This window comes from Promicromonospora sp. NPDC050249 (genome assembly GCF_040656015.1).
GTDB lineage: Bacteria > Actinomycetota > Actinomycetes > Actinomycetales > Cellulomonadaceae > Promicromonospora.
This window is the reverse complement of sequence record NZ_JBFAKY010000034.1, coordinates 1-14,430: the sequence shown is the minus strand read 5'-3', so window position 1 is coordinate 14,430 and position 14,430 is coordinate 1. Positions and strand designations below refer to the sequence as shown.

The 14,430-nt window shown below is 71.0% G+C and carries 9 protein-coding genes; 7 read left to right on the top strand and 2 right to left on the bottom strand.

Going from position 1 to position 14,430, the window contains the following annotated elements:
* Positions 1 to 9 precede the first annotated feature (9 nt).
* Complete coding sequence (locus AB0I32_RS22215; protein ID WP_357509996.1) at positions 10 to 2,442, top strand: glycoside hydrolase family 3 C-terminal domain-containing protein; 2,433 nt, start codon at positions 10 to 12, stop codon at positions 2,440 to 2,442.
* 61 nt (positions 2,443 to 2,503) lie between these two features.
* Here AB0I32_RS22215 and AB0I32_RS22210 read toward each other — a convergent pair whose 3' ends face one another.
* Together AB0I32_RS22210 and AB0I32_RS22205 are read right to left on the bottom strand one after the other, a co-directional pair.
* Entirely contained in the window at positions 2,504 to 3,640 is a 1,137-nt protein-coding gene (locus AB0I32_RS22210) for a GNAT family N-acetyltransferase (protein WP_357509994.1), read from the bottom strand.
* Positions 3,641 to 3,677: 37 nt separating this feature from the next.
* Entirely contained in the window at positions 3,678 to 4,724 is a 1,047-nt protein-coding gene (locus tag AB0I32_RS22205; RefSeq protein ID WP_357509992.1) for a LacI family DNA-binding transcriptional regulator, read from the bottom strand.
* A gap of 244 nt (positions 4,725 to 4,968) precedes the next feature.
* Between AB0I32_RS22205 and AB0I32_RS22200 the strand changes: the two genes are divergently transcribed.
* The 6 genes from AB0I32_RS22200 to AB0I32_RS22175 all read left to right on the top strand — a co-directional run bounded on the left by AB0I32_RS22200 (position 4,969) and on the right by AB0I32_RS22175 (position 14,376).
* Entirely contained in the window at positions 4,969 to 6,258 is a 1,290-nt protein-coding gene (locus tag AB0I32_RS22200; RefSeq protein WP_357509990.1) for an extracellular solute-binding protein, read from the top strand.
* A gap of 8 nt (positions 6,259 to 6,266) precedes the next feature.
* The gene (locus AB0I32_RS22195; protein ID WP_357509988.1) at positions 6,267 to 7,289 is read left to right on the top strand and encodes a sugar ABC transporter permease; all 1,023 of its coding nucleotides are present in this window, start codon (positions 6,267 to 6,269) and stop codon (positions 7,287 to 7,289) included.
* Positions 7,289 to 8,164, top strand: a complete 876-nt coding sequence (locus AB0I32_RS22190) for a carbohydrate ABC transporter permease (protein ID WP_357509986.1) — start codon at positions 7,289 to 7,291, stop codon at positions 8,162 to 8,164. Before AB0I32_RS22195 ends, AB0I32_RS22190 begins: the two co-directional genes overlap by 1 nt.
* A gap of 76 nt (positions 8,165 to 8,240) precedes the next feature.
* Positions 8,241 to 10,694: a glycoside hydrolase family 3 N-terminal domain-containing protein gene (locus AB0I32_RS22185; protein ID WP_357509984.1), complete on the top strand. Its 2,454-nt coding sequence runs from the start codon at positions 8,241 to 8,243 to the stop codon at positions 10,692 to 10,694.
* A gap of 94 nt (positions 10,695 to 10,788) precedes the next feature.
* Entirely contained in the window at positions 10,789 to 11,151 is a 363-nt protein-coding gene (locus AB0I32_RS22180) for an RNA-binding S4 domain-containing protein (RefSeq protein ID WP_357509982.1), read from the top strand.
* 138 nt (positions 11,152 to 11,289) lie between these two features.
* Positions 11,290 to 14,376 (top strand): S8 family serine peptidase, encoded by a 3,087-nt coding sequence (locus tag AB0I32_RS22175; protein WP_357509980.1) that lies wholly within the window; start codon positions 11,290 to 11,292, stop codon positions 14,374 to 14,376.
* Positions 14,377 to 14,430: the final 54 nt, after the last annotated feature.

Sequence of the window (14,430 nt, the reverse complement as noted above, 5' to 3'; positions counted from 1 at the left end):
CGTGACCGCATGCCGAAGAAGCCGCAGGCCCGCACCGCAGTCGCCGCCGCAGCTGCACCAGCGGCGATCGTCAGGAAGCTCACGCTCGAGCAGAAGGCGCGGCTCCTGTCCGGGGCGTCGTTCTGGACCACCGCCGAGGCTCCCGGAGTCCCGTCGGCCTTCTTCGCGGACGGCCCGCACGGCGTGCGCAGGCTCGCCCCCGACGTCGGCGACATCGAGGGCGCCGTCCCCGCCACGTGCTTTCCGCCGGCGGTCGCGCTGGGCAGCACGTTCGACGTCGGCCTGGTCCGGCGCGTGGGGGAGGCGGTGGCGGCCGAGGCGAAGGAGCGGGGCATCGACGTCGTGCTCGGGCCCGGCATCAACATCAAGCGCAGCCCGCTGTGCGGGCGCAACTTCGAGTACGTGTCCGAGGACCCCCTGCTCGCGGGCGAGATCGGCGCGGCCCTCGTCACCGGCGTCCAGGCGGGCGGCGTCGCCACGAGCCTCAAGCACTTCGCCGCGAACAACCAGGAGACGGAACGCATGCGCGTCTCCGCCGACATGGACGAGCGCACCCTCCGCGAGATCTACCTGCGCGGTTTCCAGCGCGTGGTCACCAAGGCCCGGCCCGCGACGCTCATGTCGTCGTACAACCGCATCAACGGCACCCACACCGGCGAGGACCGCCGCATCACCACCGACATCCTGCGCGGGGAGTGGGGGTTCGAGGGCCTCGTCATGTCCGACTGGGGCGCCGTCCACGACCGCGTCGCCGGTGTCCGAGCAGGTCTGGACCTGGAGATGCCCGCCGCAGGAGAGGGGCGGGTCAAGGAGCTCGTCGCGGCGGTGAGGTCCGGTGTCCTCGACCTGGACGACGTCGACCGCTCGGCCACCCGGGTCGTCGCGCTGGCGCTCGCGGCGCAGGCCGCACGCGAGGAGACGGCGGACGGCGGCCCGTCCCCGCTCGCCGAGCGTGGTCACGACCCCGAGGCCTGGCACGACGCCGCGCACCACGCCCTGGCCCGGGAGGCGGCGAGCCGTGCGGTGGTGCTGCTCAAGAACGACGGCGGCCTGCTGCCGATAGCGCCGCAGACGCGCGTCGCGGTGATCGGCGAGCTCGCCCGCACGCCGCGCTACCAGGGTTCGGGATCGTCGCAGATCGTCCCGACCCGGCTCGACGACGCCCTCACCGCGATCCAGGACGCGGCGCCCGAGGTCGTCTTCGCTCCGGGTTACGGGCTCGGTCCGGCCGAGGGCTCGGCAGGCTCGACCAGCGGCGCGACCCGCCGGGGTGCGGTCGGAAGGCTGTGGAGGAGGTCTGCCGCTGCCGCCGACGCCGCCGAGGCGCTGGCCGCCGACGCGGTGGCCGTGGCTCGCGACGCGGGTGTGGTGCTGTTCTTCGCGGGCCTGCCGCAGTCCGCCGAGGCGGAGGGCCGCGACCGCCTGGACATCGAGCTGCCCGCCGCACAGCTCGAGCTGCTCGACCGGGTGCTCGAGGTCAACCCGCGCGTCGTCGTGGTGCTGTCCAACGGTTCGGTGGTGCGGCTGTCCGGGTTCGCGGACCGGGTGCCCGCGCTGGTCGAGGGCTGGCTGCTGGGGCAGGCGGGCGGCGGGGCCCTGGCCGACGTGCTGTACGGACGCGTCAACCCGTCCGGCCGGCTGGCCGAGACCGTCCCGCTGCGCATCGAGGACACCCCGGCCTGGACGAGCTTTCCGGGCACGGGCCTGCGCGTCACCTACGGCGAGGGCATCTACGTGGGCTACCGCTGGTACGACGCGCGTGACCTGGACGTGCAGTTCCCGTTCGGGCACGGGCTCTCGTACACGACGTTCGGATACTCGGGACCGGGGGTCTCGACCGACGACGCCGGGCTCACCGTGCGCGTGACCGTCACCAACACCGGCGGCGTCGCGGGTCGCGAGGTGGTGCAGTGCTACGTGTCCCTGCCCGGCTCGCCGGTCCCACGTGCCCCGCGTTCGCTGGCCGCCTTCGCCGTGGTCGATCTCGCACCGGGGGAGTCGCGCGAGGTGGAGCTCTCGGTGGCCCGGGACGACCTCGCGTACTGGGACGTCCAGGCCGACCGGTGGCGCGTCGAGGGCGGTACCTACCGGGTGGAGGTGGGCGCATCGAGCCGCGACCTCCGCGCCACCGCCGACGTCGAGGTGCCGTCGGACGGCGTCGTCCCGTCGCTCACCGCCGCCTCCTCGCTGGGTGAGGCGATGGCCCACCCCGTCATCGGCCCGACGGTCACGGGGATGCTGCAGGGGGCGGGCCTGTCGGACGACGTCATGATCATGACCAGCGCGATGCCCCTGGACCGCCTGCCCTATCAGCCGGGCTCAGGCGTCACGCACAAGCAGGTGCGGCAGTTGCTGGACGTCGCGAACGGCACTGGCGGCGTGGTCACGCGAGCGACCGGCCGCCTGCTCACCCTGGTCGGTCGCTTCCGCAGGCACCGTTGAGTGCTGGCTGTTCGCGGCTCTCAGGCCCGCGACGCCGCAGATACCCAGCGCTCAGCGAGGGTCAGAGGCGCTTCTGGAGGGCGGCCTCCGCGCCCGAGGGGCGGAAGCCCAGGGCCACGTTGATGCCCAGCATGTGCGCGTTCTCTTCCGCGTTGAAGGTGTGGACCCGCTCCGTCTGCGGGTAGCGTGCCGCAAGCTCGCGCAGGTTGACCGCCTTGACGAGCATCCCGAGCCGGTGCCCGCGGTGGGTCTTCAGCGCGATCGTCTCCTCCTGGAACACGAACGCCGGCTTGGCGTCCTGCAGCAGGAACGACGTACCCGCAACGACCTCGCCCGACGGGACGTGCTCCACCAGGGTGGTCAGCAGGCGCTGTCCGCTGGCGGCGCGCTCCTCGAGGTACACGCCGACGCGCTCGGCGTCCCACGTCTCCTCGCCGAAGTCGAGCTCGCCCTGCGGCACGTCCGTCGACATCCGCGTCATGAGCTGGGCATACCCCGCGCGCCACTCCTCGGGGATGCCCTCCCACGTGTGGGTCCGGTAGTCGTCGCCCGCCTTGGCGCGCGCCTCCGCCTCGAACGTCGCCAGGCTGTCAGGGTCCACCGGCAGGTCGAGCCGTGACATGCGCTCCACCTGCTCGATCGTGTACCCGCGGCGGAGCGCGAACCGCACGCCGGGGACATCGGCGGGTATTCGCCCGACGCCGGTGGCCGGCACCACCGCTTCCTCGTCGGCGGCCGCCTCGCGCGGCGCCGCCGCCCAGACGAAGAACGTGGTCCGCCCCGCATCGGCGGCCGCCTCCTCGACCCGTGCCGCGAGGGCCGTGCCGATGCCCTGCCGTCGGTGGTCCGGGTGGACCCCCACATGGACGTCGGCGGTGTGCGTGTTGTCCTTGAGCGTCATCGCCACGAACCCGAAGCCGACCACGTCGTCGGCGGTAGGCGCTCCGCCGTCGGGGCGGTCCAGAACCGCGACGAACCGCTGCTTGCGCGCGTACTCCTGATGCAGCATGCCGCTGACGGTCTGCTGCGCCGAGCGGGCGAGGTCGTCGTACCCGCGGCTCGCGATCTCCGTGGCCCGCTCGACCGCGGCGATCCCGTGGTACGCCCAGGCGTCGGGGTGGTCGACGGACGGTACGGGCGCCACCTCGAGGACATGCCACGGCGTCTGTGCCGGCGTGCGGCCGGTGGGGGAGGTCATTCCACCAGGGTGCCCCGGCCCGCCGCCGTCGGCGAGGTTATTTCGACGCGGGCGGGGGAGCCGTGCTCGCGCGCTCGACCAGCCGCGTGGGCAGGCGGGTGTGCTTGCCCGCCGTGGTGCCCGACTCGAGCATCGCGATGACCATGCGGAGCGCCTCGGCGCCCATCTCGTGCAGGGACTGCGCGATGGTCGTCAGCGGCGGGTTCGACGCGGCGGCCTCGGGGATGTTGTCGAAACCGATGACCGACAGGTCCTCGGGCACGCGCAGCCCCAGCTCCTGGGCGACCTGGATGACGTGGATCGCCGACAGGTCGTTGGCGGCGAAGACGGCGGTCGGCCGGTCAGGGCGTTCGAGCAGGTCGTGCGTGGGGCGGTCGGAGCGGTCCGGGCGGTAGCCGCCCTCGAGCACCAGGCTCGGGTCCGGCTTGAGGCCCGCCCCCTCCATCGCCTCGAAGAAGCCGAGCTCGCGCAGGCGGGCCGACTCCAGGTCGGAACGCCCGCCCAGGTAGCCGATGCGCGTGTGGCCGAGCGAGATGAGGTGCTCGGTGGCGGTGCGGGCGCCGCCCAGGTTGTCGGAGTCCACGGTGGCCGGGCCTGTGGGTCCGGTGTGCGGGTCGATGGCGACGATGGGCACGCCCTCGTGCACCGGCAGGGCAAGGGTGGGCGTCACGATCACCACGCCGTCGATCAGGGTTCCGGCCAGGCGGGACAGCGAGCGGCGCTCCCAGCCCACGTGGTCCGAGTGTCCGGCGTCGCCGCAGTAGGCGAGCAGCTCGTAGCCCGTCCCGTCCATCGCGGCGGAGATGCCCTTGAGCAGCTCCGTGCTGAACGGTTCGAACTCGGCCACCAGCACGCCGATGACGTTGGTCTGGCGGCGGCGCAGGCTGCGCGCCACGAGGGACGACTCGTACCCGAGGTCGGCGACAACGCCGAGCACCCGCTCGGCGGTGGCCGCTGCGACGCCGTACCGGCCGTTGACGACCTTGGAGACCGTGGCGACCGATACGCCCGCGACGCGCGCGACGTCGGTGATGGTGGCGCGGCCGGTCGCACGCTCCTGGGTGGCGAAGGGGTCCGGGGTCACCGAACCGCTCGTCACGCTGTCACCCGGTCCGGCAGTGGACCCGGGTGAGCCTGTCCCACTGTGCACGGAAGCGAGAGTACCCCGGGCCGCGAGGTGTGTCTGGTTTACCGATCCGTTTCGAAATCGATATCGAAACCGTTTGACGAAAGGGCCGCCCGGCTGCCAGTCTCCTGACTGACGGACCTGTCGTCCGTCACCGGCAGGCTCCTGCCGACCGTCGATGACGACTACAAGGGGTTCCACAATGATGAGGAAGACGCGGGCTGCGGGCACTCTTGCCCTGGGCGCCACGGTTGCCCTGCTGGCCGCAGGCTGTTCCGGCGGCAGCGACGGAGGGTCGGGTGACGGTGACGTCTCGATGACCTTCTGGCACAACTCCACCACCGGGCCGGGCAAGGCCTACTGGGAAGACACGGTCGCCGCCTTCGAGGCGGCCAACCCCGGGGTGACGATCGACGTCCAGTCCATCCAGAACGAGGACATGGACGGCAAGCTGCAGACCGCCCTGAACTCCGGCGACGCGCCGGACATCTTCATGGCGCGCGGTGGCGGCAAGCTGGCCGACGTCGTCGAGGCCGGGCAGATCATGGATCTCACCGACACGATCGACGAGGCGACGAAGACCAACGTCGGCGCAGGCTTCGACGCCTTCACCGTGGACGGCAAGGTCTACGGCATGCCGACGGCGGTCCTCCCGGGCGGCATCTTCTACAGCCAGGACCTCTTCGACGAAGCAGGGATCACCGAGACGCCCGCGACCGTCGACGAGCTGAACGACGCGGTGGCCGACCTCAAGGCCGCCGACATCGCACCGATCGCGCTCGGCGCCAAGGACGCGTGGCCCGCCGCGCACTGGTTCTACTTCTTCGCGCTGCGCGAGTGCTCGCAGGAGACCCTCGAGGCCGCCGCCGAGTCGCGCAGCTTCGACGACGAGTGCTGGCTGGCGGCAGGCGAGGACCTGCAGGCCCTCAGCGAGACCGAGCCGTTCCAGGACGGCTACCTCACCGCGACGGCCCAGCAGGGCGCCGGCTCCTCCGCCGGTCTGATCGCGAACCACAAGGCCGCGATGGAGCTCATGGGGGCGTGGAACCCCGGCGTGATCGCCGGCCTGACCCCCGACGAGAAGCCGCTGAAGGACCTCGGCTGGTTCCCGTTCCCCGCCACGGAGAGCGGCGAGGGTGACCCCGCCGCGTTCATGGGCGGCGTCGACGGTTACTCCTGCTTCGTCGAGGCTCCCCCGGAGTGCGCGGACTTCCTGAACTTCTTCATGCAGAAGGAGCACCAGGAGGCCTACGCGGAGGCCTTCGTGACGCTGCCCGCCAGCAAGGAGGCGCAGGGCGTCGTGACCGACCCGGCGCTGCAGTCCGTCCTCGCGGCCTACAACGAGGCCCCGTACGTCTCGGTCTGGCTCGACACGCTCTACGGCCAGAACGTCGGCAACGCGCTCAACGCCGGCGTCGTGGAGATGCTGGCCGGCGACGGTACCCCGCAGAGCATCGTCGACGCCGTGAACGCCGCGGCCGCAATGGAGTAACGAGCCACATGACTCACTCCCTGGGCGAGAACTCAGCAACCCGGACGGCCTCGCCTGAGGGACCCACGGTGGCCGGGGGCGGCGTTCCGACGTCGTCCCCGGCCCGTAGGCCGCGGCGAGGCAGGAGGACCGACTGGCGCAAGACGCTCGAGATCACCCTGCTCTCGGGCCCTGCCATCGTCGTGTTCCTGGCGTTCGTCATCTTCCCCGTCTTCCTGGCGGCCTACTACGGGTTCTTCAGCTGGAAGGGGTACGGGCCGCCGACGGAGTTCGTCGGGCTCGACAACTACCTGATCATCTTCAGGGACTCCGCCTTCCACGAGGCGCTCCTGCACAACGGCTACATCGTCGTGCTGTCCCTGATCCTGCAGGGCCCGGCCGCCGTCGCGCTCGCGCTCCTGCTGAACCAGAAGATCCGCGGGCGCTCGATCATCCGTGTCCTCATCTTCGTGCCGTACGTGATCTCCGAGGTCATCGTGGGCACGGGCTGGAGCCTGATGCTCCAGACCTCCGGTGCGGTCAACGACATGCTCGAGAAGGTGGGCCTCGGCTTCCTCGCCGTCGACTGGCTGTCCGATCCCGACATCGCCCTCTGGTCGCTGATGCTGATCATCAGCTGGAAGTACATCGGCTTCGCCGTGATCCTGTTCCTCGCCGGCCTGCAGAGCATCCCCGAGGAGCTTTCAGAGGCGGCGGCGATCGACGGCGCCTCGTACTGGCAGATCCAGCGGACCATCACGCTGCCGCTGCTCGGCCCGACGCTCCGCATCTGGGCGTTCCTGTCGATCATCGGCTCGCTGCAGCTGTTCGACCTCGTCTACATCATCTGGGGCCAGTACATCTCCGCGACCGCCGGCACCTCGACGATGGCGACCTACATGGTCCTGAACGGGCGCCTGGCCGGGAACTTCGGCTACGGCAACGCCGTCGCCGTCGTGCTGTTCCTGATCTCGCTCGTCATCGCGCTGGTCTACCAGCGCTACGTGCTGCGCCGGGACACCGAGGGCGCGCTCACGGAAGGGAAGAAGTGATGGCGACGCTCCTCGAAGCTCCCACGAAGGCCCCGCAGAAGCTCCGCCGGCTGCCGAAGGTCGCGTGGGGCAGCCCGATGACCTATGTCATCGCCTTCCTCTTCGTCGGCATCTGCATAGGCCCGGTGCTCTTCATCATCGTCGGCGGGTTCCGGACGAACGCGCAGATCACCGTCGACCCGTCGGGCCTGCCCAACCCGTGGGTGATCGACAACTACATCAGCGTGCTGGTGAGCGAGGTGTTCTGGCGTCAGGTGGCCAACTCCGCGGTCGCGGGCATCCTCACCACGGTCGGCGTGGTGGCGCTCGGGCTCATGGTGAGCTTCGTGCTGGCGCGGTACGACTTCAAGCTCAACGGGGCCATGTACTCGCTGTTCGCGGCCGGGCTCATGTTCCCCATGACGGTCGCGATCACCCCGCTGTACATCCTGATCCGCGACCTGGGCCTGATGAACACCATCGGCGGCATCGTCCTGCCGCAGATCGCGTTCGCGCTGCCCACCACGATCATCATCCTGGTGCCGTTCCTGCGGGCCATCCCGAAGGAGATCGAGGAGGCAGCCTCGATCGACGGCGCGAGCCGTATCGGGTTCTTCTTCCGGATGGTCGTGCCGCTGTCGCTGCCGGGCGTCGTCACGGTCGGCATCCTGGCGTTCGTCGCGTCCTGGAACTCGTACATGCTGCCGCTGTTCATCCTGAACGACGAGCTGTCGTACACGCTGCCGCTGGGTGTCCAGGCGTTCGCGTCCCAGTACTCGGTCGACACCGCACGGGTGCTCGCGTTCACGTCGCTCTCGATGATCCCCGCGCTGATCTTCTTCTCGCTGTTCGAGCGGCGCATCGTCGGTGGCCTCACCGGAGCCGTCAAGGGCTGACCCCGGGCGCGGCCGGGCCGCGTCCTCCGCTGGGTCGTCCCAGAGGGTCGTACAAGCATGTCAAGAAAGGATTCTTATGACGGAGCTGCCGGTGGCGCTTCGGGCGATGCCCGAGGTGTCGGAGCGGGTGCGCGAGCTGCACGCACAGATGACACTCGAGGAGAAGCTGGCCCAGCTGGTCGGTTACTGGCTGGACCAGGGCGGCAACGTCGTGGCACCGATGCAGGGCGAGATGGCCGCCGGCCAGGGCTCCAGCTCGCTCCAGGAGACCACGAAGAACGGCCTGGGCCACTACACCCGCGTGTACGGCACGCGACCGGTGGACCCGGTGGAGCGGGCGGCGTGGCTCTGGGCCGAGCAGCGGAGGCTCAAGCGTGAGACCCGTCTCGGGATCCCCGCGCTGGTGCACGAGGAGTGCCTCACGGGCCTGGCGGCCTGGCAGGCGGCCACCTTCCCGACGCCGCTCGCGTGGGGCGCGTCGTTCGACCCGGAGCTCGTGGCCGAGATGGGCCGGCTCATCGGGGACTCGATGCGTGAGCTGGGCATCCACCAGGGGCTGGCGCCGGTGCTCGACGTCGTCCGTGACCCCCGCTGGGGGCGGGTCGACGAGTGCATCGGCGAGGACCCGTACCTCGTCGGGACGGTCGGTACCTCCTACGTGCGCGGGCTGCAGGGGGGGGGCGTGCACGCCACGCTCAAGCACTTCGTGGCGTACTCCGGGTCCAAGGCCGGGCGCAACCACGCCCCGGTGAGCGCAGGCCCGCGCGAGATCGCCGACGTCTTCCTCCCGCCCTTCGAGATGGCGGTGCTCGACGGCGGGGTGCGTTCCGTGATGGCGTCCTACAACGATGTCGACGGCGTACCCATGCACTCGTCGGGCGAGTACCTCACGGATCTGCTCCGCGAGCACTGGGGGTTCGACGGCGTCGTGGTCGCCGACTACTTCGGTGTCGCGTTCCTGACGGTCATGCACGCGATCGCCGCCGACCGGGGTGCGGCCGCGGCGGCCGCGCTGGAGGCGGGTGTCGACGTCGAGCTGCCGTCCGGTGACGCGTACCTCGAGCCGCTCGCCGCGCTCGTCACGGACGGGACGGTGCCGGTCGAGATCGTGGACCGGGCGGTGCTGCGCGCACTGAAGCAGAAGGAGGAGCTGGGTCTCCTCGACCCTGACGTGTACGAGGACGCCCCGCCCGCCGTCGTCGACCTGGACTCGCCGGCGCACCGCGACGTGGCCAGGCGGCTCGCCGAGGAGTCGGTCGTGCTGCTCTCGAACGACGGCGTGCTGCCGCTCGGCTCGTGGCACGACAAGCCTGCCCGCGTGGCGGTGATCGGGCCGAACGCGGCCCGCCCCGAGGCGCTCATGGGCTGCTACTCGTTCGCGAACCACGTGCTCGCGCACTTCCCCGGCGTCCCGACAGGGTTCGAGATCCCGTCGGTGGCCGAGGCGCTGGCCGTCGAGTTCGACCGTGCGGGCCTGCCCGCGCCCGAGTTGACGTTCGCCCAGGGCTGCGAGGTCGAGGGCGACGACACGTCCGGGTTCGCGGAGGCCGTTGCCGCCGCCGAGGCGGCCGACGTCGCCGTGGTCGTCGTGGGCGACCAGGCCGGACTGTTCGGCCGGGGCACCGTGGGCGAGGGCAACGACAGCGAGTCGCTGGAGCTGCCCGGCGTGCAGCGCGAGCTCGTCGAGGCGGTGCTCGCAGCGGGCAAGCCCGTCGTGATGGTGCTGATCACCGGCCGTCCGTACGCGGTGGGCTGGGCGCTCGACGGTGCTCAGGGCTCCGGCGAGGCCGGTGCCAGGAAGCCAGGGGCGGTGCTCCAGGCGTTCTTCCCCGGGGAAGAGGGCGGCAGCGCGCTCGCCGGCGTCATCTCGGGCCGGGTGAACCCCTCGGGTCGCCTGCCCGTGTCGCTCCCGCGGTCCAGCGGTGCCCAGCCCTACTCGTACCTGCACCCGATCCTCGGCGGGGCGTCCGAGGTGACGTCCACCGACTCGACGCCGCCGCGCTCCTTCGGGTTCGGCCTGTCGTACACGACGTTCGCGCGTGAGCTGGTCTCCGTGGACCGGGTGGTGGCAGCTGGCGGCACGTTCGGCGCCGTCGTGACGGTCACGAACACCGGTGGGGTGGCGGGTTCCGACGTCGTGCAGCTGTACGGGCGCGACGTGCTGGGCTCCGTCGCGCGGCCGACGGCGCAGCTGCTCGGCTACCACCGCGTCACGCTCGAGCCGGGGGAGTCCACGACCGTCACGTTCGACGTGCCGACCACCCGCCTCGCGTTCACCGACCGGAGCATGACGCGGGTCGTCGAACCGGGCGACGTCGAGGTGTGGGTGGGCGCGCATGCGGCCGACAGCGTTGTCAGGGTGGTGGCAGAGGGCATCGCCGACCTGGACGAGCCGAACGACCTGCCGGACGACGCCCCGACCCCGGACGGCGAGGTGACGCCGCCGACGACCCGCAAGCTGGTCACGATCACCGGCGAGCTCCACGAGGTGACCCCCTCCGATCCCCGCTGGGTCCGAGCCACGACCTGACCGCCTCGTCGAGTGCTGGGTGTTTGCGGGTCGCGGGCCCGGAAGCGCACAAATGCCCAGCACTCAACGGGTGGGGCGGTGGGAGGATGGGCCGATGCGCATCGACGTGTGGTTATGGGCGGTGCGGCTGACCAAGAGCCGGTCGGTCGCCGCCGACCTGTGCCGTAGCGGCCGGGTCCGGATCAACGGCAAGGTCGCGAAGGCGTCGGCCTCTGTGGCGACCGGTGACCGCGTCACCTGGCGGGACCCCCTCAGGGACCGCGACGTCGAGGTCGTGGAGCTGCTGCCCAAGCGAGTGGGCGCACCCATAGCGGCCAAGGCATACCTGGACCACAGCCCCGCCCTGCCGACGCGGGTCGAGCGCGAGGCCGTCGGGCTGCGCGACCGCGGGGCCGGACGCCCCACCAAGCGCGAGCGCCGCGAGATCGACAGGCTGCGCGGCCGCGGCGGTCTCTGACCTCTGAATATCACCCGGGTGAGTTCCGCGTATTTCCAGGCATTTGTCTGAACTCCGGCGATATGTTCACGGCACATCCCCTGCCCTGTGCAGGTCCAGTGCGCCCTGGGATCCCGGGCGCCCCAGCCTGGAGAACCCATGCTCCCTCGCATTCGACGTCGTTCCATGGTGCTGGCCTCGGCCACCGCCCTGGCACTTCTGGCAGTACCCGGCGCGGCGGTCGCCGCCCCCGATCCTCACCGTGACTCGCCGTCAGGCGTTCTGCCGGGCAACCCCGGCGCTCAGGCGGTTCCCGGTGCGGTCGCCCCGGAGGACAAGATCACTCCCGCCGCCACCAGGGCCTTCCAGGCCCGTGGCACCACCGACTTCTGGCTGCGGTTCGCCGACGACGCCGACCTGACGGCCGCCAAGTCGATCACCAGCTGGTCCGAGCGTGGTGAGTACGTGTACGACACCCTCGTCGCGACCGCCGACGCCGCGCAGGGGCAGGCGATCGCGGAGCTGGAGAAGTCCGGCGCCGCGTACACGTCCTACTGGGCGACCAACGCGATCCTCGTCGAGGACGGCTCGCTCGACCAGGCGATGGACCTCGCTGCCGACGTGGAGGTGCTGGAGGTCCGTCCGACGACGCGCTACGCGGCGCCGGAGCCCGTCGACGCGACGGCCGCGCCCGAGGAGGACATCGACGCGGCAGCGGTGACCCCGGCCTGGGGCATCACCGCGATCAACGCGAACGACCTCTGGAGCGCCGGCTACACCGGCGAGGGCATGGTGGTGGCCAACATCGACACCGGTGTCGACGGCAGCCACAGCGCTCTGGCCGGCAAGTACCGCGGTCACGGCGCGAGCGACCCGGACGCCTACAACTACTTCTCGGTGGACGGCCGGCAGGACCCGCACGACTTCGACGGGCATGGCACGCACACCATGGGCACCATGGTCGGCGGCACGGTCACGAACAACGGCGTGCAGCGCGCCGTCGGCGTGGCCCCTGGCGCGCAGTGGATCGCCGCTGCCGGCGGTGGCGGCGGCTGGACCGACGAGGACCTGATCTCGTCGGGCGAGTGGATCCTGGCCCCGTTCGACCAGGGCTCGGCCGACCCGGTCCCGAACCCGGGGCTGCGCCCCCACGTCGTGAACAACTCGTGGGGCGCCGACTTCTCGACGGACCCGTTCATGGAGGACGTGATCACCGCCTGGGAGCACGCGGGCATCTTCTCCACCTTTGCCAACGGCAACGCGGGCGAGTACGGCTGTGACTCGTCCGGCAGCCCGGGCTCGCGCACGGTCAACTACTCGGTGGGATCGTTCACGCGGAGCGGGACGATCTCCGACTTCTCGTCGCGTGGCCCCGGCCAGAGCGGCAACGTCAAGCCGGACATCGCGGCGCCGGGTTCCTACATCCTGTCGACCCTTCCGTCCAACCGGTCGGACTACTACGACGGCACGTCGATGGCCGCACCGCACGTCGCGGGTGCCGTGGCGCTGCTGTGGGACGCGGTCCCCGAGCTGGTGGGCAACGTCCAGGCGACCCGCGTGATCCTCGACGGTTCCGCGCACGACGTGAACGACACGTCCTGCGGTGGCACCACTGACGACAACAACGTGTGGGGCGAGGGCAAGCTCGACGTCCTTGCGGCCTTCGAGCAGGCCCAGGCGGCCGCGTTCGAGACGACCACCGTGCCGACCGTCTCCGGCGCCGAGTACAAGGTGGGCGTCCCGCTGACCGCAACGGTCGAGGCCTGGAGCCCGGCCGCGACGTTCACCTACCAGTGGCGCCGCGACGGCAGGATGATCGCGGGCGCCACGAAGTCGACGTACACCCCGCTGGGTGACGACGCGGGCGCCGAGCTGTCGGTCACCGTCCTCGGCTCCGCCGCCGGCTACCTCCCCACCGCGGTGACCAGCGAGCCCACACCGGTGGTGCAGCCGACCGCCATCCAGGCGACCGACCCCACCATCAGCGGCACGGTCCGCGTGGGCAGCACGCTGCGCGCGCTGTCGGGCACGTGGACGTCGGGTACCCAGTTCAAGTACCAGTGGAAGGCGAACGGTGCGTCGATCTCCGGCGCCACCGCGTTCACCTACACGCCCAAGGCGACGGACCGCGGCAAGCAGCTCACCGTCACCATCACAGGCACCCGTCCCGGGTACATCACCGCGAGCCGCACGAGCGGTGCCAAGACCGTTGCCTACGGCGTCTACTCGCAGGCGACACCGCGGATCGACGGCGCACCGGCCCCGGGGTACACGGTGACGGCAGTGGTTCCGCCGGCGACGCCGTCGGCGTCGACCACCACGTACCAGTGGCGCGTGAACGGCACGAGCATCAGCGGCGCGACCGCCAGCTCCTACCGCATCCCGTCGTCGTGGAACGGGCACAAGATCTCGGTGTCGGTGACCCGCAAGGGGACCGGCTTCACGACCAAGACCGTCACCTCGGCCCAGCAGACGGTGGGCACCAAGTTCTCCGGCATGCCGACCCCGACCGTGTCCGGCACGGCGCGGGTGGGGTCGACGGTCCGGGCGGTCCCGGGTACGTGGCGGCCCGCCGCCACGGTCAGCTACCAGTGGTACTCGGACGGCGTGCCGATCTCCGGCGCGACGAGCTCGTCGTACACGATCCACGGCTCGCACTACGGCAAGAAGCTCGCCGTCGTCGTGACGGCCCGCAGGACCGGCTACGCGACGACGGCCAAGAGCAGCGGCTCGGTCGCGACGGTCTACCGGCCCGCCACCACGATCCCCGCCGACGAGTGGTGGGTCGTCGGTGCCAACGGCATCCCGGCGGCCACCTATGTCGCCCAGGCCGGGACGGAGTACCCCTGCCTCTGGGAGCGGTACGGCCCCTCGGACGAGTCGTGGGGCTTCGACGCCGGCTACCGGCAGCGCATCGCCACCGTGAAGTCCGGGGACGGCTCGTTCGCGTCGCTGGACTGCGGCACGTGGGTCAGGTACTACCCCGGCATGGTCAAGCCGAGTGCGACCACGTTCAAGGACGGCGTGTACATGCTGGGCGACCAGCTGGAGCGCGGCACCTACGTGACGCCGGGGCCGAGCAAGGGCTACTCCTGCTTCTACTCCTTCATCAAGGAGTTCACCGGCAAGGAGGACCTGTCCAACCTGGTGGGCCACGGCGAGCTGACCGGGCCGAAGACGATCACCATGCCCTCGACGGCGGTCGGCTTCGAGACCGGCGGCTGCAACTGGTACCGCGTGAGCTGATCCCTCACCTGCGATAGGCGTCAGGCGTGCAGGTCACCCGGGTGACCTGCACGC

Bases quoted from the DNA above. Each gene is read 5' to 3' on its own strand.
- AB0I32_RS22215 (WP_357509996.1), top strand. From the start codon at position 10: ATGCCGAAGAAGCCGCAGGCCCGCACCGCAGTCGCCGCCGCAGCTGCA.
- AB0I32_RS22210 (WP_357509994.1), bottom strand. From the start codon at position 3,640: ATGACCTCCCCCACCGGCCGCACGCCGGCACAGACGCCGTGGCATGTC.
- AB0I32_RS22200 (WP_357509990.1), top strand. From the start codon at position 4,969: ATGATGAGGAAGACGCGGGCTGCGGGCACTCTTGCCCTGGGCGCCACG.
- AB0I32_RS22195 (WP_357509988.1), top strand. From the start codon at position 6,267: ATGACTCACTCCCTGGGCGAGAACTCAGCAACCCGGACGGCCTCGCCT.
- AB0I32_RS22190 (WP_357509986.1), top strand. From the start codon at position 7,289: ATGGCGACGCTCCTCGAAGCTCCCACGAAGGCCCCGCAGAAGCTCCGC.
- AB0I32_RS22185 (WP_357509984.1), top strand. From the start codon at position 8,241: ATGACGGAGCTGCCGGTGGCGCTTCGGGCGATGCCCGAGGTGTCGGAG.
- AB0I32_RS22180 (WP_357509982.1), top strand. From the start codon at position 10,789: ATGCGCATCGACGTGTGGTTATGGGCGGTGCGGCTGACCAAGAGCCGG.
- AB0I32_RS22175 (WP_357509980.1), top strand. From the start codon at position 11,290: ATGCTCCCTCGCATTCGACGTCGTTCCATGGTGCTGGCCTCGGCCACC.